25 protein-coding genes are annotated in these 26,185 nt (G+C 42.1%); 11 read left to right on the forward strand and 14 right to left on the reverse strand.

Annotated elements, in window-relative coordinates:
• Positions 1 to 132 precede the first annotated feature (132 nt).
• The 4 genes from porK to porN all read left to right on the forward strand — a co-directional run bounded on the left by porK (position 133) and on the right by porN (position 5,027).
• Positions 133 to 1,434 carry a T9SS ring complex lipoprotein PorK/GldK gene (gene porK, locus QM738_RS09880; protein ID WP_462276526.1) on the forward strand — a complete coding sequence of 434 codons (1,302 nt, stop codon included), beginning with the start codon at positions 133 to 135 and terminating at the stop codon, positions 1,432 to 1,434.
• Positions 1,435 to 1,568: 134 nt separating this feature from the next.
• Positions 1,569 to 2,330 carry a type IX secretion system motor protein PorL/GldL gene (porL, locus tag QM738_RS09885; RefSeq protein WP_462276527.1) on the forward strand — a complete coding sequence of 254 codons (762 nt, stop codon included), beginning with the start codon at positions 1,569 to 1,571 and terminating at the stop codon, positions 2,328 to 2,330.
• Positions 2,331 to 2,457: 127 nt separating this feature from the next.
• A complete protein-coding gene (gene porM / locus QM738_RS09890) occupies positions 2,458 to 3,963 on the forward strand; it encodes a type IX secretion system motor protein PorM/GldM (RefSeq protein ID WP_462276528.1) in 1,506 nt (501 codons plus the stop codon).
• Positions 3,964 to 3,983: 20 nt separating this feature from the next.
• Positions 3,984 to 5,027, forward strand: coding sequence for a type IX secretion system ring subunit PorN/GldN (porN, locus tag QM738_RS09895; RefSeq protein WP_462276529.1), 1,044 nt, complete (start codon positions 3,984 to 3,986; stop codon positions 5,025 to 5,027).
• 217 nt (positions 5,028 to 5,244) lie between these two features.
• Here porN and uvrC read toward each other — a convergent pair whose 3' ends face one another.
• From uvrC to gpmI, 11 genes are all read right to left on the reverse strand, one after another.
• Positions 5,245 to 7,059, reverse strand: coding sequence for an excinuclease ABC subunit UvrC (uvrC, locus tag QM738_RS09900; protein ID WP_462276530.1), 1,815 nt, complete (start codon positions 7,057 to 7,059; stop codon positions 5,245 to 5,247).
• A gap of 5 nt (positions 7,060 to 7,064) precedes the next feature.
• On the reverse strand, positions 7,065 to 7,643 hold the full coding sequence (locus QM738_RS09905) for a hypothetical protein (RefSeq protein WP_462276531.1): 579 nt from the start codon (positions 7,641 to 7,643) through the stop codon (positions 7,065 to 7,067).
• 101 nt (positions 7,644 to 7,744) lie between these two features.
• Positions 7,745 to 9,634: a hypothetical protein gene (locus QM738_RS09910; protein WP_462276532.1), complete on the reverse strand. Its 1,890-nt coding sequence runs from the start codon at positions 9,632 to 9,634 to the stop codon at positions 7,745 to 7,747.
• 59 nt (positions 9,635 to 9,693) lie between these two features.
• Positions 9,694 to 10,272 (reverse strand): RNA polymerase sigma factor, encoded by a 579-nt coding sequence (locus QM738_RS09915; RefSeq protein ID WP_462276533.1) that lies wholly within the window; start codon positions 10,270 to 10,272, stop codon positions 9,694 to 9,696.
• 212 nt (positions 10,273 to 10,484) lie between these two features.
• Complete coding sequence (locus tag QM738_RS09920) at positions 10,485 to 11,264, reverse strand: heme ABC transporter ATP-binding protein (protein WP_462276534.1); 780 nt, start codon at positions 11,262 to 11,264, stop codon at positions 10,485 to 10,487.
• Positions 11,257 to 12,309: a FecCD family ABC transporter permease gene (locus QM738_RS09925; protein ID WP_462276535.1), complete on the reverse strand. Its 1,053-nt coding sequence runs from the start codon at positions 12,307 to 12,309 to the stop codon at positions 11,257 to 11,259. The genes QM738_RS09920 and QM738_RS09925 overlap by 8 nt, the downstream gene beginning before the upstream one ends.
• On the reverse strand, positions 12,293 to 13,189 hold the full coding sequence (locus QM738_RS09930; RefSeq protein WP_462276536.1) for a heme/hemin ABC transporter substrate-binding protein: 897 nt from the start codon (positions 13,187 to 13,189) through the stop codon (positions 12,293 to 12,295). Before QM738_RS09930 ends, QM738_RS09925 begins: the two co-directional genes overlap by 17 nt.
• Before the next feature lie 59 nt (positions 13,190 to 13,248).
• On the reverse strand, positions 13,249 to 15,750 hold the full coding sequence (locus QM738_RS09935; RefSeq protein ID WP_462276537.1) for a TonB-dependent receptor: 2,502 nt from the start codon (positions 15,748 to 15,750) through the stop codon (positions 13,249 to 13,251).
• A 94-nt stretch (positions 15,751 to 15,844) separates the two neighbouring features.
• Positions 15,845 to 16,357 (reverse strand): hypothetical protein, encoded by a 513-nt coding sequence (locus QM738_RS09940; protein WP_462276538.1) that lies wholly within the window; start codon positions 16,355 to 16,357, stop codon positions 15,845 to 15,847.
• Positions 16,358 to 16,378: 21 nt separating this feature from the next.
• The gene (locus QM738_RS09945; protein ID WP_462276539.1) at positions 16,379 to 16,888 is read right to left on the reverse strand and encodes a heme-binding domain-containing protein; all 510 of its coding nucleotides are present in this window, start codon (positions 16,886 to 16,888) and stop codon (positions 16,379 to 16,381) included.
• A 34-nt stretch (positions 16,889 to 16,922) separates the two neighbouring features.
• A complete protein-coding gene (gene gpmI / locus QM738_RS09950; RefSeq protein WP_462276540.1) occupies positions 16,923 to 18,437 on the reverse strand; it encodes a 2,3-bisphosphoglycerate-independent phosphoglycerate mutase in 1,515 nt (504 codons plus the stop codon).
• A gap of 135 nt (positions 18,438 to 18,572) precedes the next feature.
• On the opposite strand from gpmI, the gene QM738_RS09955 reads away from it, so the two are divergent.
• From QM738_RS09955 to QM738_RS09975, 5 genes are all read left to right on the forward strand, one after another.
• Positions 18,573 to 18,953: a DUF4783 domain-containing protein gene (locus QM738_RS09955; protein WP_462276541.1), complete on the forward strand. Its 381-nt coding sequence runs from the start codon at positions 18,573 to 18,575 to the stop codon at positions 18,951 to 18,953.
• A gap of 74 nt (positions 18,954 to 19,027) precedes the next feature.
• Positions 19,028 to 19,879, forward strand: a complete 852-nt coding sequence (nadC, locus tag QM738_RS09960; RefSeq protein ID WP_462276542.1) for a carboxylating nicotinate-nucleotide diphosphorylase — start codon at positions 19,028 to 19,030, stop codon at positions 19,877 to 19,879.
• A 5-nt stretch (positions 19,880 to 19,884) separates the two neighbouring features.
• Positions 19,885 to 20,238, forward strand: coding sequence for a translation initiation factor (locus QM738_RS09965; RefSeq protein WP_462276543.1), 354 nt, complete (start codon positions 19,885 to 19,887; stop codon positions 20,236 to 20,238).
• A gap of 73 nt (positions 20,239 to 20,311) precedes the next feature.
• Complete coding sequence (apaG, locus tag QM738_RS09970) at positions 20,312 to 20,698, forward strand: Co2+/Mg2+ efflux protein ApaG (RefSeq protein WP_462276544.1); 387 nt, start codon at positions 20,312 to 20,314, stop codon at positions 20,696 to 20,698.
• A gap of 183 nt (positions 20,699 to 20,881) precedes the next feature.
• Complete coding sequence (locus QM738_RS09975; RefSeq protein WP_462276545.1) at positions 20,882 to 21,985, forward strand: fatty acid desaturase family protein; 1,104 nt, start codon at positions 20,882 to 20,884, stop codon at positions 21,983 to 21,985.
• On the opposite strand, the gene gldB is transcribed toward QM738_RS09975, so the two are convergent.
• Positions 21,986 to 23,026 carry a gliding motility lipoprotein GldB gene (gene gldB / locus QM738_RS09980; RefSeq protein ID WP_462276546.1) on the reverse strand — a complete coding sequence of 347 codons (1,041 nt, stop codon included), beginning with the start codon at positions 23,024 to 23,026 and terminating at the stop codon, positions 21,986 to 21,988.
• A gap of 75 nt (positions 23,027 to 23,101) precedes the next feature.
• Between gldB and QM738_RS09985 the strand changes: the two genes are divergently transcribed.
• Positions 23,102 to 24,784: an NAD+ synthase gene (locus QM738_RS09985; RefSeq protein WP_462276547.1), complete on the forward strand. Its 1,683-nt coding sequence runs from the start codon at positions 23,102 to 23,104 to the stop codon at positions 24,782 to 24,784.
• A 23-nt stretch (positions 24,785 to 24,807) separates the two neighbouring features.
• A complete protein-coding gene (locus QM738_RS09990; protein WP_462276548.1) occupies positions 24,808 to 25,182 on the forward strand; it encodes a VOC family protein in 375 nt (124 codons plus the stop codon).
• Between the two features lie 40 nt (positions 25,183 to 25,222).
• On the opposite strand, the gene QM738_RS09995 is transcribed toward QM738_RS09990, so the two are convergent.
• Both QM738_RS09995 and QM738_RS10000 read right to left on the reverse strand, forming a co-directional pair.
• On the reverse strand, positions 25,223 to 25,717 hold the full coding sequence (locus QM738_RS09995; protein ID WP_462276549.1) for an energy transducer TonB: 495 nt from the start codon (positions 25,715 to 25,717) through the stop codon (positions 25,223 to 25,225).
• Between the two features lie 38 nt (positions 25,718 to 25,755).
• Complete coding sequence (locus tag QM738_RS10000) at positions 25,756 to 26,088, reverse strand: YbjQ family protein (protein WP_462276550.1); 333 nt, start codon at positions 26,086 to 26,088, stop codon at positions 25,756 to 25,758.
• Positions 26,089 to 26,185: the final 97 nt, after the last annotated feature.

The following is a 26,185-nucleotide window of genomic DNA, read 5'->3' on the forward strand; positions in this document are numbered from 1 at the left end:
TGGATTTTTCCGTCGTTTATCATCTTTGGACATCATTTTTTTGTTAAAAAATTTAATCCGGGAAAAATTCACAAAATGACGTTAATTCAAAATAATCGTTACATTTGCTTATCACCCTCAAAGTTAAAAACAATGAAGAACAAGTTGTTCTGCATGATAGCTATCGCTGCTATCGCCACTACTGCTACTAGCTGTAAAATGCTCGGTGGAAAAAACAAATCGGGCGGGTCTCTTCCCAATGATGGCCAGTTATACGGCGTTGCGCCTGCTCCAAGGTGGAGTTTACCAAAACCTCCGGGAATGGTTTACATCAACCCTGGAACTTTCCACATGGGCCCAAGTGACGAGGATGTGAGTTATGCATTTACTGCCCGTAACAAAGCTGTTTCTATCAGCGGCTTCTGGATGGATGCCACTGAGATCACCAACAACGAATACCGTCAGTTCACCAACTGGGTAAGGGATTCGATCGGTGGTCACCTGATGGGTTACGAAAAGCAGGCTCCTGATGGAAATACCTACCTTGACTGGAAAAGAATAAAAACGATCAAATGGGGTGACAAGGCAACACTGGAAAAAATTGATGCCATGATCGTTACTCCTGATAACCGCATTTTTGGCAAAAAAGAAATTGATGCCAATAAGCTGGAATACCAATCTGAAACTTTTGATTACAAAGCTGCAGCCCAGAACAGGGATGCAACTGTTCCCCGTTCAAAATTCATTATCAAAAAAGCGATCAAGATCTATCCTGACACTCTTTGCTGGATAAGGGATTTCTCTTACTCTTACAACGAGCCAATGTCTAAACAATACTACAGTCACCCTGCATTTGGAAATTATCCTGTTGTAGGTGTTAACTGGAAACAGGCTACTGCATTCTGCGAATGGAGGACCCACTACCTGAATGCATTCCTGGAAAGCAAAAGAAGGAATACAGAATCAGATTTCCGTTTACCAACCGAAGCTCAGTGGGAATATGCAGCACGTGGCGGCAGAAGCCAGGCAGCTTATCCATGGGGCGGATATTATTTAAGGAACAAAAAAGGTTGTTTGCTGGCTAACTTTAAACCAGGCCGCGGTAACTATCCTGAAGATGGTGGTTTGTATACTGTAAGGGCTGATGCATACTGGCCGAATGATTTTGGTTTGTATAACATGGCAGGTAATGTTGCAGAATGGACCTCATCTTTATACTACGAAGGTGCTTATAACTTCCAGCACGATCTGAACCCTGATATCAGGTACAATGCTAAAGAAACAGATAAACCACGTGATAAACGTAAAGTATTACGCGGTGGTAGCTGGAAAGATGTAGGTGCATTATTAAGATGCGGAACCCGCAGCTACGAATACCAGGATACAGCAAAATCTTATATCGGTTTCCGCTGTGTGATTGACTTGCCGCCTGCACCTAAGAAAGGCAAAAAATAATAAAACACTTCCAGAACTAAAAACTTATTGAGGCTGCCCGTGATACTAATAATATTACGGGCAAGTCACAAACTTTTGTATCATTCAAACTAAAACAATAACCCCCAGTTAAAACTTTTAAAATTTAAAACGTCATGGCTAAGTACAAAAAAAGAACCTTCTTAACAGTGATCGATGTATTGGTGAGTGCGGGTGCGGCAGTTATCATTTTTGCTGCATGGGCAAAATTAACCCACAAATCTTACGCGGATGTAATGCTTACAACGGGTATGTGGACGGAAACAGCGATATTTTTAGTGTACGCTGCTATTGAGTGGATCAAACCAAAACACCACGAAGAAGATGACGATATTCCAGAAGTTGCAGTTGCCGGTACCAACCCGCTGTTATCTATGGATAAAATGATGCAGGAAGCAGACATCACTCCAGCTAACCTGAAAAAATTAGGTGATAGTTTTAACAAATTAGGTGGTACTGTAGCTAACATTGCCGACGTTAGTGATGTTGTGAAAAGCACCAGCGATTTTGGAGCTAAAACAAAAGAAGCTACTGCAGCTATCGGAAGCATGAGCGCCGCTTTTACTTCAAGTGCAGCTACTATGGCTTCATTTAATAACGCTTCTGAATCTGCTAAAGGTTTCCACGAGCAGGTACAGGGTCTTACCAAAAACCTGAGCTCTTTAAATACTATTTATGAGCTGGAACTGAAAGAAGCTAACAACCATTTGAAATCACTGAACAACTTCTATGGTAAACTGAACGAAGCAAGTGCTACCATGATGGCCAGTGTGGATGATGCATCAAAAGCTAAAGAACAAATTGGTGCATTGGCCAACAACCTGGGCAAACTGAATTCAGTGTATGGTAACATGCTGAATGCAATGCAGGGCAGATAAGAAATAATTTACGGTTTGTTGTTTACGGTTAATAGTTGACGTTATTCTCGCACTAACCACTAAACATCAAAACCCCCAAAGTAAAAGAAAACATAAAAATTTAAACAACCCGTAAATCTAAAATATTATGGCTTTACCTAAAGAGCCCCGGCAGAAGATGATCAATATCATGTACCTGGTATTGACCGCGATCTTGGCACTTAACGTGTCAGCCGAAGTAATCAATGCGTTTAGAACTGTGGACAGCAGTTTGCAGACTTCAAATAGTAATATCTCTGCATCGAACGCAACTTTATACAAATCATTGGAAGAAAAGAAAAGCGAGGCAGCTTCAGCAGCTCAGGCAAATGTCTGGGCGCCAAAGGCGGAGTCCGCAAAAAAATTGTCTGATGAAATGATCACTTATATCGAAGCATTGAAAAAGGAATTAAAAGAAGGTTCTGGTTTAAGAATTGTTGATGGTGTAGAAGATTTTAAACTTGATGGGCTTGATGCATCTACACGCATTTTTGAAACCAATGGTAAAGGAAAAGAATTTGAAGCTAAATTGGTTGCTTATAAAGAAGCAATGCTGAATATCGATCCAACAATCAGAGCTCAATTTGAAAAAACATTACCTATTGATGTAACGCCACCATTAAGCCAGGAAGGTCATCAGAAAGATTTTACTTCTTCTTACTTTCACATGACACCTACCATTGCCGCTTTAACTATGCTGAGTAAGTTTCAGAATAATGTTAAAAATGCAGAGAACCAGGTAGTAACTTTTTGCCATAATAAAGTAGGCGAGGTTAAAGTACACATGGACCAGGTTGGTGTATTGGTTGGACAAAATTCAAATTATTTAATGCCCGGTCAAGAATTAGTTGTAAAGGCTGGTGTTGGTGCATATAGCTCTGCATCTAAGGGAACATTAACTATCAATGGTTCTCCACAGTCTTTGGTAAACGGACAAACTGAATATAAAACAACTGTTAGTGGTTCAGGCCCTCACACCATACAGATTACTGGAACATTTACAGGAGAAGATGGAAAGCCTGTTCCAATTAATGAGAAAGTTGAATATGTGGTTGGTGTACCAGGTGGTGCAGCTGTGATGCTGGATAAAATGAACGTGTTCTACATTGGTGTTGATAATCCTGTAACTATTTCTTCAGGATCTGGTTGGGATAAAACAACCGTAACTGGTACTGGTTGTACTATTTCCGGTACAGGTTCTAACAGAACAGTAAGGGTATCCGCACCTGGTACAGCAAGTATCAATGTAGTTGCTGACGGTAAATCGAGCAAATTCGATTTCCGTATTAAAAGAATACCTGATCCTGTATTCAAAGTAGGTGATGGTAAAATAAGGATGGCTTCAGTTGTATTTAAATCACAGGATTTTTGCCGTGCAGAACTGGAAAATTTTGACTTCGCTTTAAATTATTCCGTTGTAAGTGCAACTGTATACTTTACCGGAGCAAACTTCCCAACACTGCAACAGGGAGCAATTACAAGCAACAGCCTTGCTCCGATAAAAGCCCTGATGCAGAGATGCGGCCCAGGTTCAACCATTACTTTTGATAACGTAAAAGTGAGCGGCCCTGATGGACAGAGAACAATTGAAGGTAAAGGCATTACACTATTTTAATCGCACTAATTATAAAAGCTATGAAAAAGCAATTTGTTAAGTATTTTTTGTTGGTAGTTTGCATGGGCCTTTTTGTACACGTTGCAGAAGCCCAAAAGGGAAAGGCTAAACCAAAGCCAAGAGCAGCTCAAAAGCGCTCTTCCAGCAAAACTGCAAAAGGCAAAACCAATGCAAAAGTAAAACCTACTGCAGCTGTTGTTGACAGTATACCTGCCCCTCCACCGGTGGCTGCTGCTCCCAAAATTGACAGCTTACCAATTAAAGTGGTACTGCCTTCTTTGCGCAGGGATGCTGCAGTGGATGACGATGCATTGAGGGATAAGACCCCGCTGCCTTACGAAAATTTAAGAAGCGATGACGCTTTGTTCAGGCATAAAATATGGCGTGAGATAGATGCAAGGGAAAAGATCAACCTTCCTTTCCGTTACTCTGCTGACGAAAATAATGGTAACCAGCGTTTCGTTTCCATCCTGTTCAAAGCTATCCAGGATAGCGCCGTAACAGTTTTTGATGCGGTGGATGACAGGTTTACAACACCTATGACCATATCTCAGGTGGCAACAAAAATTGCTGGTGACTCTATACCTGTTACAACATACGATTCTTTGGGTAACCCAGTATCTGTTGTATACAAACGCAATGATGTAAACTTGGATTCATTCTATAAATTCCAGGTTAAAGAAGAAGTGATCTTTGATAAAGAAAGCTCCCGTTTATTCTGGCGTATCTTAGGTATCGCTCCGCTTAAAAGGATTGTTACCACTCAAGGTCTTGATTTAGGCGAAACACCTATGTTCTGGGTATATTATCCTGATATGAGGCCGGTATTTGCCAAATACGAAGTGTACAATGGTAAAAACTTTGGCGCCCGTATGAGCTGGGAAGAATTATTTGAAAGCAGGATGTTCTATGGACGTATCATTAAGAGTACCATTGATAATCCTTATGACCTGGCCATTAAAAGCTATAAAGGCCTGGAAGATAAACCCATCCTTCAGTTACTGGAAGGTGAGAATATCAAAGAAAAAATATTCAACTACGAACAGGACCTGTGGAGTTACTAATATAACAGGAAAATGTATTTTGATAAAAGCCCCGGATATCCCGGGGTTTTTTGTTTGTAATAAGTTGCTGCCGTATGCTAAATAGAACTTGCCGTTTAAAAAATACCACTTTAAGGGTATTTTTTGTAGCGGTCCCTGTGTGTATATTTGTCTCGGTTTTTCATAGGATATTGGATTTTAAAACGGGGCAGGATTTCCATCCAGCCCCCTGTTTTTTTTAAGAAGGTTGCTGCTCTTTAAAATAATCCACCACGATCCTCGCTTTAGCTTTACCTACTATCTTTTCAAGTTCTTCCGCTGTTTTTGATTGTACATTTTTTACTGACTTGAATTCTTTTAAAAGCTGGTCGGCAGTAGCATCACCAATGCCTTTTATCTGTGCCAGTTCATTTTTAAATGTGCCCTTGCTGCGCAGGTTGCGGTGATAAGTGATACCATGGTTGTGCACTTCATCCCTTATACGCCTGATCAGTTTCAGGCTTTCACTGTCCCAGGGTAATTTTATAGATTCCGTATCGCCGGGAAAGAATATCTCTTCTTCATTTTTTGCAAGTCCTACCACGGTAACTGATGCAGGCAGGTTCAGCTCCGCCACGCTTTCCATAGCAGCGCTTAACTGGCCTTTACCACCATCAATGATCACTAACTGCGGTAAAGGCTTGGCTTCATCCAGCAAGCGCTTATAACGCCTGTAAACCACTTCTTTCATCGATGCAAAGTCGTTGATACCTGTTACCGTTTTTACTTTGAACCTCCGGTATTCAGCCCGGGCCGGCTCGCCGTTTAAGAAACATACCATTGCTGATACGGGATAGCTGCCCTGGAAATTGGAATTATCAAAACACTCGATATGCACCGGTAAGGCGGGTAAATGCAGGTCGTGCTGCATCAGTTGCAATACCTTTAATTTTTCATCACTGGTCTTTTGCTCCAGGTTCAGCATTTTCTTCCGCTTCAGGTCCTCAGTAAAAAAGTTCACATTCTTCTCCGATAATTCCAGCAGCTTTTTTTTATCACCGCCCTTAGGTATTGTGATCACTGTATCGCCTTCGGGATATTCAATTGCAAAAGGTACAATGATCTCTTTTGCATCGCTTTCAAAAACGGTACGGAGTTGTGCTATACCAAAGGCCAGTACTTCTGCTGCTGTTTCTTCCAGGTTTTTTTGCAGGGTGATGGTTTTGGTTTGCACTACGGCGCCATTACTAACGGCCAGGTAATTGATGTAAGCAATATTGCCATCTTCCAAGATAGAAAAAACATCTACATTACCTATTTTGGTATTTACTACTGTTGACCTGGACTGGTAACTCTGCAGGTGCTCTATCTTTTTTTGAAAGATCATGGCTTTTTCAAATTCCATCTTTTCAGCATGCTGTTTCATTTCTGTTTTAAAATGCTGAATTACGGAAGAAAGATTACCCTTTAATAAATTGGCCAACTGGTTCAGTTCTTCGTTGTAATCTTCGGGGGTTTGCAAACCTTCGCAAGGGCCTTTACAATTACCTAAATGATATTCCAGGCAAACTTTGAACTTACCTTTTTTGATATTGTTTTCTGTAAGGTTCAGCTTACAAGTGCGCAATAAAATATTCTGCTTGATAAAATCCAGCAACTCCTTTACTTTAACCACCGATGTGTAAGGGCCAAAATACCTGGAACCATCCTCCACTCTTTTACGGGTAAAAAATACTCGGGGAAAAGGTTCTTTTTTTATTACGATGAAAGGATAACTCTTATCGTCTTTTAAATTGATGTTGAACTTTGGTTGAAACTCTTTTATCAATGTATTCTCCAGCAAAAAAGCGTCCTGCTCACTGTTCACTATTGTAAACTCGATGTGATGGATGCGTTGCACCAGCTCGTGCGTTTTATAGCTGGTAAATGTTTTGGAAAAATAGGAGCTGATCCTTTTACGCAGGTGCTTTGCTTTGCCTACATACAGTAATTCGTCCGAAGCATCGTAGTACTTATAGATGCCTGGCTGGGTTGGTATGGTAACTGCAATTTCGGCAAATTCTTTCTGTGTCATGTTGATTAGTAATCCCAGGAAATTTTTTCTTCTTTTTCAACCTTAGAGGAACCTTCCTTGTCACTGACAATAGTAACAATTTTACACCACTCATTGTTTTGCCAGGTCAACTGAAGCGTTTTATCCGGGGCAACTCTCTTGGTAAGATAAATGCGTCGTACAGTGCCGGTTTCGGGCTCTATATACACATCCCAGTGGTTCAATTGCATTGTATCCGGTAATTTTATTTTGGGATCGTACGTAAATGTAAAAGCATTGATGGTTTGATCCAGGAATTTTGTTTCTGTAAAAAGACTGGCAAGACTCGCAGAGTCGATCTCCGGGTGTAAGAATTCTGTCATCTCCTGTTCCAGTCCTTCAAACTTAAGGAAAACGGAATCTGTTTTATCATTAACAGTGATATACTTGATAGGGTTGAGTTTTTTATCGTAGATCCCTTTTATCTGCCCTTTGATATAAGATGTTACAGGAAAGAAATCCGGTTTTTCCTGGGCGGCTGTTACTGGTGGTGCAGCAGGTTTTTCGGCCGCATTATTACAGGCGCTTAAAAAAAGAATGGCCGCAGCAAATAAGTATGATCTCATAGTTCAAAAATAAACCTAATCAATGGTAAAACAAAAAGCGGGTATAAATAGAAATGCAGCAAACTGTTATAGTTGCTGCATTTTATAAGAAGTTGTAAAAATTAAAAATTCTTTAAGATACCGAACTTGATACCCACATTGTAAAGGTTCTCATTAACAGTGTACCTCCTGTAGTAAGTAGACATTAACTGGTAACGGAACTGCGGACCAAACTGCAATGTAAATGCATCCAGTTTATAATTGAGATAAGTTTCAAAGCCTGCATTCATATTCCATTTGCTTAACAGGGAGTGATCTTCTATATAATTCTTCCTGTCGGCAGAGATCAGGTAATCTTTACCACCCATAATGAATGATGGCTGAACGGTGGCACCGGCATACCATTCCAGTTTATTATTGCCCGATATTTTTAAAGCAAAACCAAGCGGCACGGATAATTGGTAAGTAGTGCTGTAAACAGTTATCTTGTCGTTACCTGATATACCGTTGGAACCATTGGCCAGTGAAGAGCTTGTTGCATGCAGGTTAGGGAAACCGGTATTAGGATCGATCAACATTAAAGATGATTGCACCGGGTGATTGGTAACTTCTGCATTGATACCATAGCTGGTAAAATTCACCTGCAAACCGCCTTTCACCACCAGGTTCTTGGCCAGTGAATAATTCAGGCCTACACCCATTTCAAAACCCAGGCCTGGTTTATGATCCATTGCGCTGCTGGCATCACCTCCACCTGCAAATACAAAAGAGTTGCTGGGCGTGGCGGCAGACAGGTTGTATTTAGGATCGTTGCTGATATGACGGTAACCAACATTGGGTGTGATGTAAATATTGAATGCAGTACGATCCTGCCATTTTTTACGTTTAGACCTGTTTTGAAATGCGTAATTTTCTATCCATGCTTTATCATCAGCGGTCATTATCTTTTTACCATTGGAGGTTAAAGATGCATCTGTTGTATTTTCTTTTTGCTGCGTAGTTGCTGTAGTTGAATTTTTATCTGTACCAGCAATATCAGTTGCCTGTTGATCTTTATCAGCGTCTGCATTGCTGCCGGTTGTTTTTTGTGCATCGGCAAAGCCGGCGGCAACATCAGCAACTCCACCTGTTTTATTGATCGCGGAAGTAGTTGCAGTTTTATTAACCGGCCTGTTCGGCACATTGGTGTTTTTTGCTACAGCTTTATCCGGTGTTGTGTTGGTATTTACAGAACCGGTATTACTATTCTTATTTTGAATAGCTGCCTTTGCAGTTACAGCCGGATCTAAGTTATTGATACCGCTAAAGGAAGTAGTATTGAATTTCTGATCTGCAGCAGGACTAACAGTGGACGGTAAGTAAGTAATATCATTCTTATCCTGGCCGGTAACAGCTGCTGTAGTTTGGCTGGATGAATTTTTGTTATCCTGTGCCTGCAGTGAAAAAACTGATGAAGGAATAATAAAAGCAGTAACCGGGTCGCCAGGGGCAATAGCATTTGCAGGTGCGGTTGCCGGCAGATCACTACCTGCAACAGCGTTGTTGCTTTCTGTACCATCAACAGCAGGATCGGTGATAGATCCCGGTATGGTAACGGTTATTTTATTGGTGGCCGGGCGGTTAAGCATAACCGAAGTCGCACTCCTGCCATTAACGTCGTTATGATTGCCGGGTATATGTGTAGCAACAGCTGATGATTGCTTGCTGTTAAATGCAACAGCGGTATTTAAATTAAATGCAGGAATTATATTGGAAGAAGCGGTGCTGTTACCAGCAGGCGCAATATTTTGTTTAGCAGCGATCGTTTTATCAGTAGCATTATTATTCCAGTATCCACCCAGTAATAAAATAATGACCATCATCATACTTACAGCAACAGAAGGCCATTTACGCCCTGGGTGCAAATCGTTGTAGATGCTGTGCCAAACCCGTTTAGAAGGATACATCCTGAACTCGTCCGACTTCTCCTTTAACAGTTGCTCAAAATTGTCCGTATAAAAATTTCGTTCCATCTTTCACAAAAAGCTATTAGTTATTGGTAATGTACATATTGGGGATTACAAAATGTATTTTACCCTTGTCCACCTGCTATAAATCTTATTCGTTCTTTTGGTTTTTGAATGATTTTCTTCCGTACCAGTATTTCTTCCAGCATAGCTTTTGCCCTTGTATATTGACTCCGGCTTGTACTTTCTTCAATATCCAGCATGGTAGCAATTTCTTTATGCGGAAATCCTTCCACTGCATAAAGGTTCAATACGGTACGATATCCCAATGGCAGCATCCTGATACATTCCACCACCTGCTTGGCCTGCATGATCGATGGTATCAGTTCTTCATTGATATGCACGCTGTGTGCATGAATGATATCTAAACTGTCAGAGAACTTTTTATTCTTTTTAAGGTTATTGATACAGGTGTGAACGATGATCCTCCTGATCCAACCTTCCAGCGCACCTTCATTACGGTACTGGTGCATTTGGGTAAACACTTTTATAAAACCTTCCTGCAACATATCCTCCGCATCTTCACGGTTTTTGGCAAAACGATAGCATACGCCCAGCATTCTTGGGCTAAAACGATTATACAACGCTTCCTGCGCTGCAGCATTATTTTTGAGACATCCAGCTAACATTAGCTCTTCTGTCATACTAAGTGCTTTGGTTTACCCTATAAATTTAGGACAAAATATTGTAATTAATTGCTGCATTGTGTGTTAAAACAGCGAAATTTTAACGTACCGGAGGCTGAAAATAAAAGCAGGATGTGCAACTCTTTTACCGGAAGGAAAGAAATTGAAAAATGAATGTAGGGATAAGACGAAATAATTTTAGCGGCAGGGAATTTCTAACACACAGATTATCAGCCGAAAACAACCAACGGGGTGTTGGTTACGGGGTTTTGGATAATATGGGCCTTTACCGAAAACACCGACTGCACCAGCTCTTCGGTGAGCACTTGCTTTGGGCTGCCATGGGCCACCAGGCTGCCTTGTTTTAAAAAAAACAACTGATCACCGTACTGGGTGGCTAGGTTCAGGTCGTGCATTACAGCTATGAGCACCGTATCATTTTTGGCAAATTCACGGGCCACCTGCAAAAATTCCTGCTGGTAATTGATGTCGAGACTGGTAAGCGGTTCATCTAAAAAAAGATAACGGGTTCCTTCCTGCGGCCTTTCCCATATTTGTGCAAGCACCCTTGCAAACTGTACCCTTTGTTTTTCTCCGCCGCTCAGGGTCAAATAATTTCTTTGTTTAAAAGAGAAAAGGTTCAACCGTTCTATCACTTCGTCGCATATCCTGAAATCTTTTTTATTGGGGCTGAAATTAAAATGCGGGTAACGGCCCATCATCACCACTTCATCCACCAGCAAAGGGAAACTTAACTCCGGCTGCTGGCTCATTACCGCCCTGTATTTAGCAAGCTCTTCTTTTTTCTGCGTGATGAGTTGCTTGCTGTTGTATAAAACAGTTCCGTTGTAGTTGCTGATCTCCCCACTAAAAACTTTTAAAAAAGTGGATTTGCCCGATCCGTTCGGACCGAGGATCATATTGAATGCTCCAGCCTTGAACTCGGCGGATATATCATTGAGTATTTCTTTTTTACCTATGGCATACCGGATGTTGTGTGCTTTAAGCATTGTACCCTCCTTTCTGTTGCAGTAAATTAAATTTTTTAAGCAGTACAATAAATATCGGCGCACCCACCAATGATGTAATGATACCGATAGGCACTTCGGCAGGGGCAAGCAATAAGCGGGAGCACATATCCGCCAACGTTAGTAAGGCGGCGCCCAGCAACATAGAGGCTGGCAACAGTTTTTTGTTATCACTGCCAATGAGCAAACGTAATACATGCGGTACTATCAGGCCCATAAAACTGATGACGCCTACAAATGCCGTGGCTACTGAAACCATCGCTGTATTCAGCAACATTATTTTTCTTTTCAGCTTGTTGGTATCCACACCTAAATAAGTAGCTTCTTCTTCTCCCAACAATAACGCATTCAGTTGTTTTGAATAGCGCAAGGATAAAATAAAACAGGTGAGCGCTACGGTGCCTACTATAAATAACTGCAGCCAGGAGGCACCTGAAAATGTACCAAGGTTCCAGAAGGTGATACTTCTTGCCTGTGGATCCCTGGCGATATAACTCATAAATCCTGTACCGCTCAGGCACACCGCATTTACAGCAATACCTGTAAGCAGTAACGACATGATGGAAACCCGCTTGGCATTTTTTGCCAATGAATATACCAGGTAAGTGGCTGCCAGTGAGCCGGCAAATGCAGCCAGTGGTGTAAGAAAGGGGCCAACGAAATTCTTCATGGCCACATTAAAATTACCGGCCATTACAAAAACGATCGCTGCGCCCAATGCAGCGCCCGAACTGGTTCCTATCAGTCCGGGCTCTACGATGGGATTGCGGAATAAACCCTGCATCAATACACCGCTTACCGCCAGCACAGCGCCTGTAACAGCGCATAATAGTACCCGTGGTAAACGCAGCTGAATAAATACACCTTCGTAAATTGTTGCCGGGTCTTTATGCTGAAAAAAATGCTTTAAAGCAGACGCCATATCAGATGGGATTATCTGAACAGCGCCAAATGCTATAGAACATAATACTACTGTTATCAACAGGATAATCAGTATAGGAAAAAGAAATTTACTTTGTCGGAGCACTGGCAGGGTTATGAAGCAGGTTGATCAATTTAATAATGTTGTCGCCGCTGCGTGGTCCAAAATAGATCAGGTCATGTTCTTCAAATCTTACCACACGCCTGTTTTTGCCGGCATTGGTGAGCGCCACCCCCGGAACAGTTGCAATGAATTTATCCATGCTGCCCATTTTATCATAACCATAATCGGTGGCAATGATCACATCGGGATTGGATAATGCAACAGCTTCTGCGCTCATTTCACGGGAGCCTTTACCATCATAAGTGGCAGGCGTGCAACCGGCCAGGCGGATCATTTTATCGCCTACACCATTCCTGCCGCTCATTACAAAATAGTTGTTGTTACGCAAGCCGAAATGGATGATCATTACCCTTAATGAATCCTTGATGCCCATTGCTTTTAAAGTATCTGCCGCTTTTGCGATGCCGGCATCCAGCACTTTCACCAATGAATCTGCTTTGTTTTCTGTTCCGAAAAATTTACCCAGTTCTTTCAATAATAATTTGGCGCTGTCTATCGTGTTGGCGCCACCGAAAGCCTTGATATTTAAACCGGCCTTGGTTATTTGCGGTAATACATTTTCAGGGCCGATATCGTTACTGTGTATTACAAGATCGGGATTCATGGCAATGATCGGTTCAGGAGCCAGCGCCCGGTGATAACCTACTGTTTTCAACAGTTTCGCACTATCAGGATAAGTGCTGCTGAGATCAACGGCCACAATGTTGTGCCCTTTGCCCAATGCAAAAACATATTCGGTAAGCTGTTTGGATAAACAAACAATGCGCATATCTTTTTTGCCGTCAATTTCTTTGTTGCCAAAGCGGCCGCAGGAAGATGCCAGGATCGCTAATGGCAAAGCCAGTAAAAGTATTTTTTTCATGTTGTGTTTTTAAAAGACAAGAGACAGCACCGGGGCTGTCTCTTGTAAAATGTATGAACTTATTTGAGGTTGTATTTGAGGCTTACTCCTCCAAAAACAGTTGCAGTGTTCGGGCCTGCAATAAAGCTGTCGGGGAACTGGTTCACAAATACCATGATGGGATATTTTACATTGGCAATGTTATTGCCTGCAACATACATATCCAGGTCTACTTTACCAAAGCTGTGCCTGTAGCCCAGTTTAGCATTCAGCAGGCTGTAGCTGCCGATATGGTACATAGCTGCAGTAGTGGTATAAGTGGTATAGTTGGATGTGTAAGTGGTTTTTGTACCAACGGTTTCGCCTGTGTTGGTTCCCAATGAACTGATCTCCTGTTTGTCTTTGTAAGACCAAGTTGCATTGGCATACAAACCTACTTTTGTATTAACGTCCACACCAATGTTAAATACATATTTAGGAACACCCGGAACATTGTGACCACTGTAATCTTTGTTTACTGCAGAGTCTTTAGTAGGAGTTACCACACTCTTAACAGTTGACTGGAACACAAAATTCTTATAGGTATAATCAGAATAAGTGAAGTTTACAAACGGAGATACATTGCTGAAGAATCCTTTTTCAGATTCATACGCTGTGTATTTTACAGCTGCTTCAATTCCTTTATCATCCTGCTTGCCGCCATTTACTACGTAAGTATATAAAGTAGCGCTGTTGCTTGGATTGGGGACTGCGATCGTGGTCATTTTGTTAGAGAATATTGCATCGAAGAATGCCAGCTGGTAGATCAGTTTGTTTTTCAGCAATGCACCTTTTGTACCGATCTCAAACTGGTTGCCTGTTTCAGGTTTCAGGTGATTGTTGATGATACCTGTAGCAGAGTTGGTTGCTGAATAAGGAATGTACATATAAGATGTAACCGGCGCTTTGTAGCCTTTGCTGTAAGATACATAAGCAGAGAACTGTTTGTTGAATACTTTATTGATCGCTAAATGCGGAGAAAACATGCCTTTGTAAGAAGTATCGAAATGCGTTGGTTTACCTGCAACATAGAACCTGTCATCCAGCACCAGTTTCATATTGCTTAAGCCAACACCTGCTGTGATGGAAAGATCCTGTGGCAGGCTCAATGTCCATTCAGTGAACAATGATGTGGTGGATGTGGTGGTGTAAATATTCGAGGTCATTGCATTGATCACCCAGTAGTAAGGATTGCCCCAGTACCAGTTAGTGGCAGTATCACGTGGATCTTTACCCATACCATAACCAATAGTAGTGGCATTCTGGCGCTGTGTTTCCACACCGGTAAGACCATTCAATGCAACATTGTTTTTTAAATTGAATTTAGTGGTAAAGGTTGAACGCAAACCCAGGTTGGTGGCAGCTTTATCTGTCCAGCCACCTGCAGAACTTGCATTGCTGTTGAACCCTGCACCATATACAGTAGTGTAATTGGATAACCAGTTGTTGAAATTGTAATTGTGTCCAAAGCCTACTCTTGCTGTGTACACCTGGCTGTGACCATTTCTTTTGATATAATCCAGGTTACCTACAAAGTTCTTTGATTCGTATTGATCAATGGTCAGCTCACCGCTTCTTTCATCGTAGCTGTTGGTATAGCCACCATACACATTGATACTTTGTTTTGCACTTGGCTGAAAACTGCCGGCAATATTGATAAAGTCTTTATGCGATTTATTGTGAATAGTATAACCATCGCTTGTCTGGTGACCATAGTTCATCAGCAAAGATGATTTTTCGCTTCCCATCTGGAATTGCGTGGTATAGCGACGCAGGCCATAATTGCCTACCAGCACATCCTGGCCGATGCTGGTTTTACCAGCCTGTGGTTTTACCGTATTTAAGTTTACTGCACCAGCAATAGCCAAACCGTAAAGCGTACCCGCAGGGCCTTTTACGATCTCTGCATTACCGATAGAGCCATAATCAATATCATCCAGTGTGGTGATACCTTCTGCATCCGTTACAGGAATACCATTCAGGTAAACTTTATAGCCCTGTCCATCAAAGTTGCTGCTTACACCACGGGTACCGCGGGAACCGTTTCCGTAGCCGCGGATATTGATCTGCTGGCCGGAAGAAACCGCACGCCTGTTCATAGATACGCCGGGTATATTGGTGTTGATGGCATCATCTAAAAATAAACCATCAGCCCTTTTTAATTCGGTAGTGGATATTTTAGCGATAGAAGAGGGTTGATATAAAATGGATTTGTTTTGAGAAGATGTTGCTGTTACTTCCACTTCGCCCAATGTGTTGGCTGTAGGTACCAGGCTGATGGTGAGCTCATCTTTGCAATTGCTGACCGCTACTTTGCGGGTTTCAAAACCAATATGCGATACTGTGATGATAGATGATTTGCTGCAGTCTACAGAAAAGCTGCCATTATCGGAGCTGGTAACGGTTTTGCCGGCAAAGCTGATGCTGGCGCCGGTTACAGGGTTGCCGGTAGCGGCATCCACCACTTTACCCTTTAAGGTGGATTGAGCAAATGTGGCTATTGAAAATACAAGTAATAAAATAGATAGAATTATACGTTTCATATTAAATCAGTTTGGTAAAAATAAATGAGGGATACCCATTGCTGTTAAAGCAAATGGGATTTACAAACGGCATGACCGTTGAATGAAATAAATGTTAAGCATACTTGGGAGGCGGGCCTACAAGAGAGGAATATTTATTAAAAATGATATGCTCCTGGTAAGGAAATATTTTGCCCGGAACTAACTCCCAGGTATTATAACAAAGTGAAGTTGCAGCCTGGTTGTACAGGGGCGGAAACATAAAACTGGTAAATAACTGTGCCAGGGGGCCGGAATTATTTTTCTGATGTATAAAATCCCTCAATTGCTCACGCAATGCATCTTCTTCATTATCAAATAAACCTGTAAAAGTGATCTTGTTGCCGGTAACTGTAAATGTTCTTACATCAAATAATTTTCCATTGATGCTTACCTCTTTATTTTTTTTAAGCCATACCACATCACAATGGTTCACTACTACCGTTTGCAAGGAAGAATTTTCCAGTTCTTCTTCCATATCGTGCTCTATCATTTTCTGGCGTACCAAAAAAAAGGCAAAGAAAAGCAGGGGGGCAGACACCACCACCAACATTCCCAAAGCAGATATTTTATTTCTTGCGACGAACATTCCTTACAAAGTTAATCAATTTTATTTCGTTGGCGGCCTCTGGGGGCGTTTTAAACTGTCTTCGGGGTATTGTGCCTTGATGCTGTCCCTTAGTGTAGTGACCCAGTTGGCAATACTTGATTTTTGCTGATCCGTCAGTACCGCATCTTTATGAATGAGCGTATAAGAACCCAATGGCATTTCGCCTTCCTTGATCTCGCCATTGATACCCTCCAGCTTACGGTACTGGCGGCCAATGGGATAGCTGGTAAACTCAGAAAAATTCAATGCCCTTTTACCTTCTGTTATATGATTGCTCAACCACCAGGCCACGGGCTGAATATTATTGTACCAGGGATAGCGGGTATTATTGCTATGGCAGTCGTAACAACTGGTTTTAAGCGCTGCCAATACATCGGCCGGTACATTGTATTTGGTTGTAATATCATTGGCACCAATGCCTTCGGATTGATTTTTAGCGGGCCTGAAAAACTGGATCACAATAAATACCAGCAGTAACAGCAGGAAGAGCCGTTTGAAAAATTTTTTCATGGTCGATCGTATTAACTTTTAAAACATTGTTTGCTCAGATCAATACATTCCCGCTCATTTCCTTCGGTATCGGCAATTCCATCATGGTTAAGATAGTGGGCGCAATATCGCCCAGCTTACCATTTTTAATGCTGCCTTTCCATTCCTTGTCCACAATAAAAAACGGAACAGGGTTTAAAGTGTGTGCAGTATTGGGAGTACCATCTTCATTTATTTCGTAATCGGCATTGCCATGGTCGGCAAGGATAAAAACAGCATAATCTTGTTCCAGTGCAGCAGCCACTACTTTTTCAACACATGTATCCACGGTTTCCACTGCTTTTATAACGGCTTCCCATACACCGGTATGGCCCACCATATCGGCATTGGCAAAATTGAGGCAGATAAAATCCACCGGGTTTTCTTTGATCTCTTTTACAATGGCATCTGTTACTTCGTAAGCGCTCATTTCGGGCTGCAGGTCGTAAGTGGCTACTTTTGGTGAGGGGATCATGATGCGTTTTTCCCCTGCAAATTCTTTTTCCCTGCCACCGCTGAAGAAGAAACTTACATGCGGGTATTTCTCCGTTTCGGCTATGCGTACCTGTGATTTATTGTTCTGCTCTAATATTTCGCCCAACGTATTTTTAAGGTCATCATTTTCAAAAACCACGTGTACATTTTTATACGTGTGATCATACTGCGTCATAGTAGTATAATCCGGGCTGAGTTTTTGCATATTAAAATCCGGGAAATCAGTTTGTGTAAGCGCCTGCGTGATCTCCCTGCAACGATCGGTGCGGAAGTTGAAGCAGATCACCACATCTCCATTCTGAATAGTGGTTTGTGGTAGCTGTTCATTGATGATGGGTTTAATGAATTCATCCGTAACATTTTCTTCGTACGATTTTTTTACCGCAGCTAATACATCGGCTGCTTTGGTACCGGTGCCATGTACCAGTGCATCGTAAGCCAGTTTTACCCTTTCCCATCTTTTATCCCTGTCCATAGCATAATACCTGCCCGTAATGGTGGCGATCTTACCCGTGCTGTTATCCAGGTGTGCCTGCAGGTCTTTTAAAAATCCAAGGCCACTTTTGGGGTCGGTATCCCTGCCATCGGTAAAAGCGTGTATCAACACATTGGTCAATCCTTTTTGTTTGCACAGCGAGGTCAATGCTTTTAAATGATTGATATGCGAATGCACACCGCCATCACTTACCAGGCCCATCAGGTGCAAAGGTTTATGCTGCTGTAACGCAGTATCAATAGCTGCCAGCAGGGTGGGGTTGGAGGCAAATTCGCCCGATCTTATTGCTACATTGATGCGCTGTAATTCCTGGTATACAATACGACCGGCGCCCAGGTTTAGGTGACCTACTTCGCTGTTGCCCATCTGCCCTTCCGGCAGGCCTACATCCTCGCCACAGGTAACCAGTGTTGTATTAGGATATTTTGAATATAATGAACTAATAAAGGGAGTTTTTGCATGTTGGATAGCATCGCTGCTTTTAACCTGTCCCAGGCCCCATCCATCCATGATTATCAGTGCTGTTTTCTTATTTTTCATTGCGTAAAACTAGATTATTTCGGTTAATAACTGCCCTGTGTATTAATTAAGTGGAAAATTTGCCCCAATATTTATGATTTTAACACAGGTTGGCATACTTTTAGCAAAATTGTTAGCGCTAAAACCACCTTACATATGAAACGATTTTTTACACTTTTAGGTTCCGTTTTACTCCTTTCATCCTTTACTTATTTTATCAGTATTGATGAAGTGGTAAGCGCCCTGAAAAACGGGGATGCCTCGCAGGTAGCCCGGTATTTTGACAATACGGTTGAAATAACCATGCCGGATAAAAGCAATAATTACAGTAAGAACCAGGCCGAAATTGTATTAAGGGATTTCTTCAGCACCAATGGCGTAAAAAGCTTTGATGTGATACATAAAGGAGAGAATTCCGGATCACAATATTGCATTGGTACACTGGTTACTAAAAATGCTTCTTACCGCACCACCGTTTTTATGAAACAAAAAAGCGATAAACAATTATTGCAGGAGATACGTTTTGAAAACAGGTAATGTCTGACTCGATATAATGAAAGGCCCCGGATTTTTCCGGGGTTTTCTTTTGCTTACTCCTTAGCTTTGCGTGTATGAACTACGATGATCAACTGAACTTTTTGATAAAAAATGCTTTGGCCGAAGATATCGGCGATGGCGATCACTCTACATTAAGCTGCATTGACGCTGCTGCAAAAGGCAAGGCGGTATTAAAGATAAAACAGGAAGGCGTGCTGGCCGGTGTTGCAGTGGCCGAAAAGATATTCCGCTATATGGAGCCGGGCATTGTTTTTACTGCGTATAAAAAAGACGGCGATACCATGCAGTATGGCGAAACTGCTTTTGATGTGGAAGCAAAAGTGCATACCATATTGCAATGCGAAAGGCTGGTGCTGAACAGTATGCAGCGCATGAGCGGCATTGCCACTTTAACCAGGCAATACACCGATAAACTGAAAGGATACAAAACCCGCCTGCTGGATACAAGAAAAACCACGCCCAATTTTCGCCTGTTGGAAAAAGAAGCGGTAAAGATCGGCGGCGGCGTTAACCACCGGTTTGGGTTGTACGATATGATCATGTTGAAGGACAATCATATTGATTATTGCGGTGGTATTGAAAAAGCCATTGAAAGCGCTTATGCGTATGTGCAGCAAAAAAAGCCGGGACTGAAAATAGAAGTGGAGACAAGGAATATGGAAGATGTAAAAAAAGTAATGGCCACCGGTAAGGTAAACAGGATAATGCTGGACAATTTTACACCTGCACAGATCGTTGAAGCATTGCAGCTGATCAATGGTGCATATGAAACAGAAGCCAGCGGCGGTATTAATTTAGATAACCTGGAAGCCTATGCGGCCACGGGTGTGGATTATATCAGCAGCGGCGCCGTGATACACCAGGCCAAAAGCCTTGACCTGAGTTTAAAAGCAAAGATCATTTAACGACCATGAGTAAAAAGAAAAGCAGTTTGAATTCCTTTGGCGGGCTGGTGTATTCCACCAACCCGGATGTAAAACTGGATGAAGAAAACAACGAACAGGCTGAAACGCTGGCGCCTGCACAGCAGAAGCTGCGGATAATGCTGGATAAAAAACAAAGGGCCGGTAAAATGGTTACTTTGATAGAAGGTTTTATTGGTAATGACGCCGACAGGGAAGAGCTGGGCCGGAAATTAAAAGCTTTTTGTGGTACAGGCGGCTCGGTAAAGGATGGCGAAATACTGGTGCAGGGCGATAACCGCGATAAAGTGCTGCAATGGCTGCAGAAGAACGGGTACGGCAACAGTAAAAAAAGCGGTTAGTTAAGGTTAGTTAACGATGGCCCTGCCTGCAGGCAGGAGCCGATTAATGTGTATATTTACAGTAAATTCACTCATGGTATCTAAAATTTCCGAAGGCATCAGGATCAGCGTGGAAACGTACTACCAGCCGGATTACAGTAACCCGGTGAACAATGAATTTATGTTTGCCTATAAGATCACCATTGAAAATAATAATTCCTTTCCTGTAAAGCTTTTAAGCCGTCACTGGTATATCTGCGACAGTAATGGCAGCCTGCGGGAAGTGGAAGGCGAAGGCGTGGTAGGTGTACAGCCTCAAATAAACCCCAACGAATCTTATCAATACATCAGCGGTTGCAACCTGCGCACCGAGATCGGCAAGATGTATGGTACTTACCTGATGGAGAATATCAACAATAAAAAAACCTTTACGGTTGATATCCCTTCTTTCCAGATGAACACCCCCTTTAAACTTAACTGAGCGGCTTAGCCTGTAATTGCTGTTTGTACCTCATTAAACAGCCCGGCATTTATATTCATTTTAGCTGTATCTTTAATTGCCGACCGAAACGAATAAGGGCGGCAAGATCTATATTAGTAACTGTTATACAAAGCATTATAATAAACCCAGGTAAAAACCATCTTGTCAAATTAACCATTTGCTATGCCAAAGATCACTTTCAGCAACCGTAATAACGAGTTTTATCAAAGCCTGAAATCAGCAGTTGATGAATATTTTGAAAAAAAACATGTTAAAAAAACGGGCGACTGGAGGCTTTTCAGCAAAACCATTATTTTGATAAGTGCGGCTGTGGTTGCTTATTGCCTGCTGATGTTTGCATCGCTGCCGGCACTGGCTGCACTGGCTTTATGCGGATTATTAGGCTATACCTTAGCCTGTATAGGTTTTAGCGTAATGCACGATGCCAACCATGGCAGTTACAGTACAAAGCCATTGCTGAATGATTTTTTAGGCCTTAGCATGAACTTTATGGGCGCCAGTTCTTTTTTCTGGAAACAGAAACACAATATCATTCATCATACGTACACCAATGTAGATGGTATTGATGATGATATTGCTAAAAGCCCCATCATCCGCCAGTGCGAATCGCAACGCTGGGTGCCGGCGCATAAAGTACAGCACCTGTACCTGGTACCTATCTATGCACTTTCTACCATCTTCTGGTTGTTCATCATGGATTTTACAAAATACTTTACGCATAAGATCTATACCACCGATGCGTGGAAGATGACCACCAAGAATCATATCATATTCTGGGCCACCAAAATTTTATATGTTGCTTTTTACATGGTGATCCCGATAATGGTTTGGGGCTTTTTACCATGGCTGGCAGGCTTTTTTGTGATGCATGCTTTTATGGGATTAACGCTTTCCATTGTGTTCCAGTTGGCGCATGTGGTGGAGAATACGGAGTTTGAAACCATTGCCCTGGATGAGACCAAGCATATTGAAACTGCCTGGGCAGAACACCAGATAAAGACCACTGCAAATTTTGCGATGGGCAACAAAGTGATCTCCTGGTTTGTGGGTGGATTGAATTACCAGATAGAACACCATCTTTTTCCAAGAATAAGCCATGTGCATTATCCCGCTATCAGCAAGATCGTGCAGGAAAAATGTGCGGAGTATAATTTGCCTTACAATCAATACCCTTCCATGATGCAGGCCATTGCATCCCATTTCAGGGTGATGAAGTATTTAGGAAAAAAACCTGTGGCGGTACAGCAACAGGTGCAGGCTGCCTGATCAGGGTTTGTATTTTGCCTGTTGAAACAAAGCATCATCTTCCATTGCCATTAATTGCTGCAAGGTTGTTTCATTATTTTTGCTCATGAACTTTTTTACGATCTGCCATCCGGCAAATGCACCGATATTACCCGGTGATGCATCGCCGAGCTCCTGTGTTTTGGGAGATTCCCCGATATAATTCTTGATGATATTCTCATCTACCGTCTGCAATAAATTATTCTGCACAAAAAGGTCCCAGATATTTGCTTCGTGCTCATAACAATCTTTTACCTGCTTTGCAGTATAGCCGATCAGTCTATATTCTTCTGCGTAGGGCATCAGTTTACTTAATACATACAAACGTTTCCCTTTTTCCACCATCTGTTCGGCCAGCGATCTATCTTCCAGCTTTTCGGGAAACAGGTCGTCCACAATATTTTTTATAGAATTGATGGCAATGGTGCCGGGTTCAAAACGGCTGGAAATATAAGTGGGGTATAGTTGTTGTCCCTGCTCGGACTGGTAAAAAGAAAAGCCGCTGCCCATGTGCAGTTGCAACCCTGCACCAATGTAATTGTTGCTGAGTATATCGCCCTGCAAACCAAAAGATGTTTTAAAGGAAGCATCCATGGGCGCAATAAAAGTGATGATCTCTCCAGGTAATTTATAGTTGGGAAAATAATGTTTTACAAAACGCAATCCCTGCGTGATCTCTTTTTCTGTTGCTGAAAAATCGGCAAACAGCATTTTTGTACTGTCGTATACCGGCAGGTAAGAGTGATAGAAGGATCTGATGATATTATTTGCTTCGCCGGTCTCTATCATCTTGGCATCAACACCCAATAATTTTTCCAAAAAGTCGGGGAAGAAGGAAGGATATTTATTGCGCAGCTGCGTCAACCCTGCATCGATATTGTTGGTATCTATTGCAAAGAAATCTTTTTCAAAGTGTTGGGTGGTCACTGTTACTTTTTCGCCTGATACATCGGGAATTTTATCTCCTCCATTGCAGGAATACAATACTGTGCTGATAATAAGCAAACCAAATAATAACCGCATTGCTGAATAATTTAACTTTGCAAAGTAAAAGAATCATTTTTTAACGGAATCATAAATAATTCATTTGTAGCGGGTATGAAGATCTTTTTAGCACAGCAGAACTATCACATCGGCAATTTTGAAAGCAATACGCAAAAGATCATCTGCGCTATTGAGGAAGCGAAGAAGCAGGGTGGCGATATCATTCTTTTCAGCGAACTGAGTGTGTGTGGTTATGCGCCCAAGGATTTTTTAGAGTTCGACGACTTTATCAATAAATGTTACCAGGCCATCGACGAGATCAGGCAGCATGCGGATACCATTGCGGTGCTGGTGGGGGCTCCGGACAGAAATCCTGTAAGAGAAGGGAAAGATCTTTTTAATGCCGCTTACTTCCTGTACGAAAAAGAAGTGAAGGCTGTGGCGCATAAAACCTGTTTGCCTAATTACGATGTGTTTGATGAATACCGTTATTTTGAACCGGCGTACGACTGGAAGGTGGTGGAGTTTAAAGGCAAAAAACTTGCGATCACTATTTGCGAAGATATCTGGAACCTGGGCGATAACCCCATGTACCGTATTTGCCCGATGGATGAGCTGATGAAACAGCAGCCGGACCTTATGCTGAACCTGTCTGCATCTCCCTTTGATTATACGCATGATGAAGACCGCAAGGCCACCATTAAAGCCAATGTTACCAAATATAAATTGCCGTTGTTCTATTGTAATGCAGTAGGGAGCCAGACGGAAGTAGTGTTTGATGGCACATCTTATGTATTTGATAAAGATGCGAACCTTTGTGGTAAACTGCCGTCGTTCCAATCCTCCCTGCAGTCTTTTATTTTAAATGATGATGGTACTATTGATGCACCGGTGATAGAGCCGGCCAGCCGTGTACCGGATAAAGAATTGAATCCATTAGCATTGGAAGAAAACCTGAATATTGAACAGGTGCATGATGCCATTGTGATGGGCATCAAGGATTATTTTACCAAGATGGGTTTTACCAAGGCCATATTGGGCAGCAGTGGCGGTATCGACAGCGCTGTTACACTGGCACTGGCCTGTGAAGCATTGGGTGCGGAGCATGTGAGGGCGGTTTTAATGCCATCGGAGTTTTCTACTGATCATAGTGTAAACGATGCCGTTATATTGAGTAAAAACCTGGGCAACCCTTACGATATAGTTCCGATAAAAAATATTTACGATTGTTTTATACAAGAACTGCAACCCATTTTTAAAGACCTTCCCTTTAGTATTGCAGAAGAGAATATACAAAGCCGCAGCCGCGGCAACCTGCTGATGGCCATTGCCAATAAGTTCGGTTATATTTTACTCAACACTTCCAATAAAAGCGAACTGGCTACCGGCTACGGTACACTGTATGGCGATATGGCCGGTGGATTAGGTGTGCTGGGCGATTGTTACAAGCTGCAGGTGTATGCGCTGGCGAGGTATATTAACCGCAACGGCGAGATCATTCCTGAAAATATTATTACCAAGGCGCCGAGTGCAGAGTTGAGACCGGGACAAAAAGATGCGGATTCATTACCTGATTACAGCATACTGGATAAATTATTGTTCCAGTATATTGAAAGAAGGCAGGGACCGAAGGAGATAAAGGCGCAGGGCTTTGATGCAGCATTGGTAGATCGTGTATTGCGAATGGTCAATATCAATGAATATAAACGCAACCAGTTTTGTCCTATTATCCGCATTTCTCCCAAAGCGTTTGGAGTAGGGCGGAGGGTGCCAATCGTGGGCAAATACCTTGCTTAATTGTTGGAATAAATAATGTTGTGATGAATTTAAATCAAATCACGGTTCCGGTTATTGATGTGGAGCGTTCGATATTATTTTACCAGCAACTGGGGCTGGAGCTTATTGTAAAGGCATTGCCTCATTATGCAAGATTTGTCTGTAAAAACGGCGCCACGTTCTCTTTGCACCAAGTGGATCAATTGCCTTCGGGTGATGGAATATGGATCTATTTCGAGATAGAAAAATTAGACGAGCAGGTGGAGGAACTTGTAAGAAAAGGATTTGTGTTTGAAGAAATGCCCAATGATAAGACCTGGCTGTGGCGGGAATGCCGCTTAAAAGACCCGGATAATAATCAACTGATCTTATATTTTGCGGGAGGGAACAGGATCGATCCTCCATGGAAATTAACATGATAACTGAATTGTGAACATCAATGAATGTAAGAAAGGCCGGTCAGTTTTGCTTTATCATTTCTATTTCGCCTGAAGCATTTTTTATTGTGGCATAAGGTGCCGGTAATGTGGAGCTGTCCGGGTTATCAGCTGTCGACTTTTCAAAAATGATGGTGTAAGGTAATCTTCTGTGATCATCTATGCGTTTGCCTTCGTATACAGCAGGTTTCCACCGGGTGAGTTGTAATAGCCTTATTATTTCTTCGTCACAACAATAACCCAGCGTATCAATTATCTCACAGCTACTAACTTTCCCGTTTTTACTGATGGTAAATTGTACGATCCCTTTTTTTTCAAAGGAACTATCAGGCACTTCGGCAGGCTGATTAAATTCATTCATTATAAACTTTCGTAACGCAGCATCGCCTCCGGGAAATTCAGCAAGAACAGGAAATATACAGTGGAAGATATTCTCTTCACTATTGCTTGTTGCTTTTTTTTGTGATTGCCCGTAAAGGCAAAGAAGTGTAAGGATCATGGCAGCAGTATATCTCATACTTACAAGATGCCTGCTGTATTTTAATCCATAAATAATTATGCTTTTTCCACCACCACAGCAGTGCCATAGGCCAGCACTTCGGTAACACCGTTCATTACTTCGTTGGCGTCGTAACGCATATTTACAATGGCATTGGCGCCGCGTTCGGCTGCGTGTTGCAACATCAATTGAAATGCTTCTTCCCGGGTCTTTTCGCACAACTCCACGTAGATGGATATCTTTCCGCCAAAGAGGGTTTGAAAGCCACCGGCAATATTGCCCAGCAGGCTGCGGCTGCGTACAGTAATGCCCCGCACAATGCCCAGGTGCTTTGTGATACGGTATCCTTCCAGCTGGTTGGATGCAGTAATGAGTTGCTGATCTACCATAAAAAAGTTTTTTTAAAGATAACCGGATTTTAACAGATTTTTGCCCCGCTCATCAAGATGGCAAAATTTTTGTTTAGGCAGAGTATGTATATTGCCT

Origin of the sequence: Ferruginibacter sp. (genome assembly GCF_049840995.1) — a bacterium.
Classification (GTDB): Bacteria; Bacteroidota; Bacteroidia; order Chitinophagales; family Chitinophagaceae; genus Ferruginibacter.

Coding starts and splice junctions, on each gene's coding strand:
- QM738_RS09940 (WP_462276538.1), bottom strand. CDS start 16,357: ATGTTCGTCGCAAGAAATAAAATATCTGCTTTGGGAATGTTGGTGGTG.
- QM738_RS09905 (WP_462276531.1), bottom strand. CDS start 7,643: ATGAGATCATACTTATTTGCTGCGGCCATTCTTTTTTTAAGCGCCTGT.
- gldB (WP_462276546.1), bottom strand. CDS start 23,026: ATGCGGTTATTATTTGGTTTGCTTATTATCAGCACAGTATTGTATTCC.
- QM738_RS09965 (WP_462276543.1), top strand. CDS start 19,885: ATGAGTAAAAAGAAAAGCAGTTTGAATTCCTTTGGCGGGCTGGTGTAT.
- QM738_RS10000 (WP_462276550.1), bottom strand. CDS start 26,088: ATGGTAGATCAGCAACTCATTACTGCATCCAACCAGCTGGAAGGATAC.
- QM738_RS09930 (WP_462276536.1), bottom strand. CDS start 13,189: ATGAAAAAAATACTTTTACTGGCTTTGCCATTAGCGATCCTGGCATCT.
- QM738_RS09945 (WP_462276539.1), bottom strand. CDS start 16,888: ATGAAAAAATTTTTCAAACGGCTCTTCCTGCTGTTACTGCTGGTATTT.
- porL (WP_462276527.1), top strand. CDS start 1,569: ATGGCTAAGTACAAAAAAAGAACCTTCTTAACAGTGATCGATGTATTG.
- QM738_RS09975 (WP_462276545.1), top strand. CDS start 20,882: ATGCCAAAGATCACTTTCAGCAACCGTAATAACGAGTTTTATCAAAGC.
- porM (WP_462276528.1), top strand. CDS start 2,458: ATGGCTTTACCTAAAGAGCCCCGGCAGAAGATGATCAATATCATGTAC.
- QM738_RS09955 (WP_462276541.1), top strand. CDS start 18,573: ATGAAACGATTTTTTACACTTTTAGGTTCCGTTTTACTCCTTTCATCC.
- QM738_RS09935 (WP_462276537.1), bottom strand. CDS start 15,750: ATGAAACGTATAATTCTATCTATTTTATTACTTGTATTTTCAATAGCC.
- QM738_RS09985 (WP_462276547.1), top strand. CDS start 23,102: ATGAAGATCTTTTTAGCACAGCAGAACTATCACATCGGCAATTTTGAA.
- uvrC (WP_462276530.1), bottom strand. CDS start 7,059: ATGACACAGAAAGAATTTGCCGAAATTGCAGTTACCATACCAACCCAG.
- nadC (WP_462276542.1), top strand. CDS start 19,028: ATGAACTACGATGATCAACTGAACTTTTTGATAAAAAATGCTTTGGCC.
- porN (WP_462276529.1), top strand. CDS start 3,984: ATGAAAAAGCAATTTGTTAAGTATTTTTTGTTGGTAGTTTGCATGGGC.
- QM738_RS09995 (WP_462276549.1), bottom strand. CDS start 25,717: ATGAGATATACTGCTGCCATGATCCTTACACTTCTTTGCCTTTACGGG.
- QM738_RS09920 (WP_462276534.1), bottom strand. CDS start 11,264: ATGCTTAAAGCACACAACATCCGGTATGCCATAGGTAAAAAAGAAATA.
- gpmI (WP_462276540.1), bottom strand. CDS start 18,437: ATGAAAAATAAGAAAACAGCACTGATAATCATGGATGGATGGGGCCTG.
- apaG (WP_462276544.1), top strand. CDS start 20,312: ATGGTATCTAAAATTTCCGAAGGCATCAGGATCAGCGTGGAAACGTAC.
- QM738_RS09915 (WP_462276533.1), bottom strand. CDS start 10,272: ATGACAGAAGAGCTAATGTTAGCTGGATGTCTCAAAAATAATGCTGCA.
- porK (WP_462276526.1), top strand. CDS start 133: ATGAAGAACAAGTTGTTCTGCATGATAGCTATCGCTGCTATCGCCACT.
- QM738_RS09990 (WP_462276548.1), top strand. CDS start 24,808: ATGAATTTAAATCAAATCACGGTTCCGGTTATTGATGTGGAGCGTTCG.
- QM738_RS09910 (WP_462276532.1), bottom strand. CDS start 9,634: ATGGAACGAAATTTTTATACGGACAATTTTGAGCAACTGTTAAAGGAG.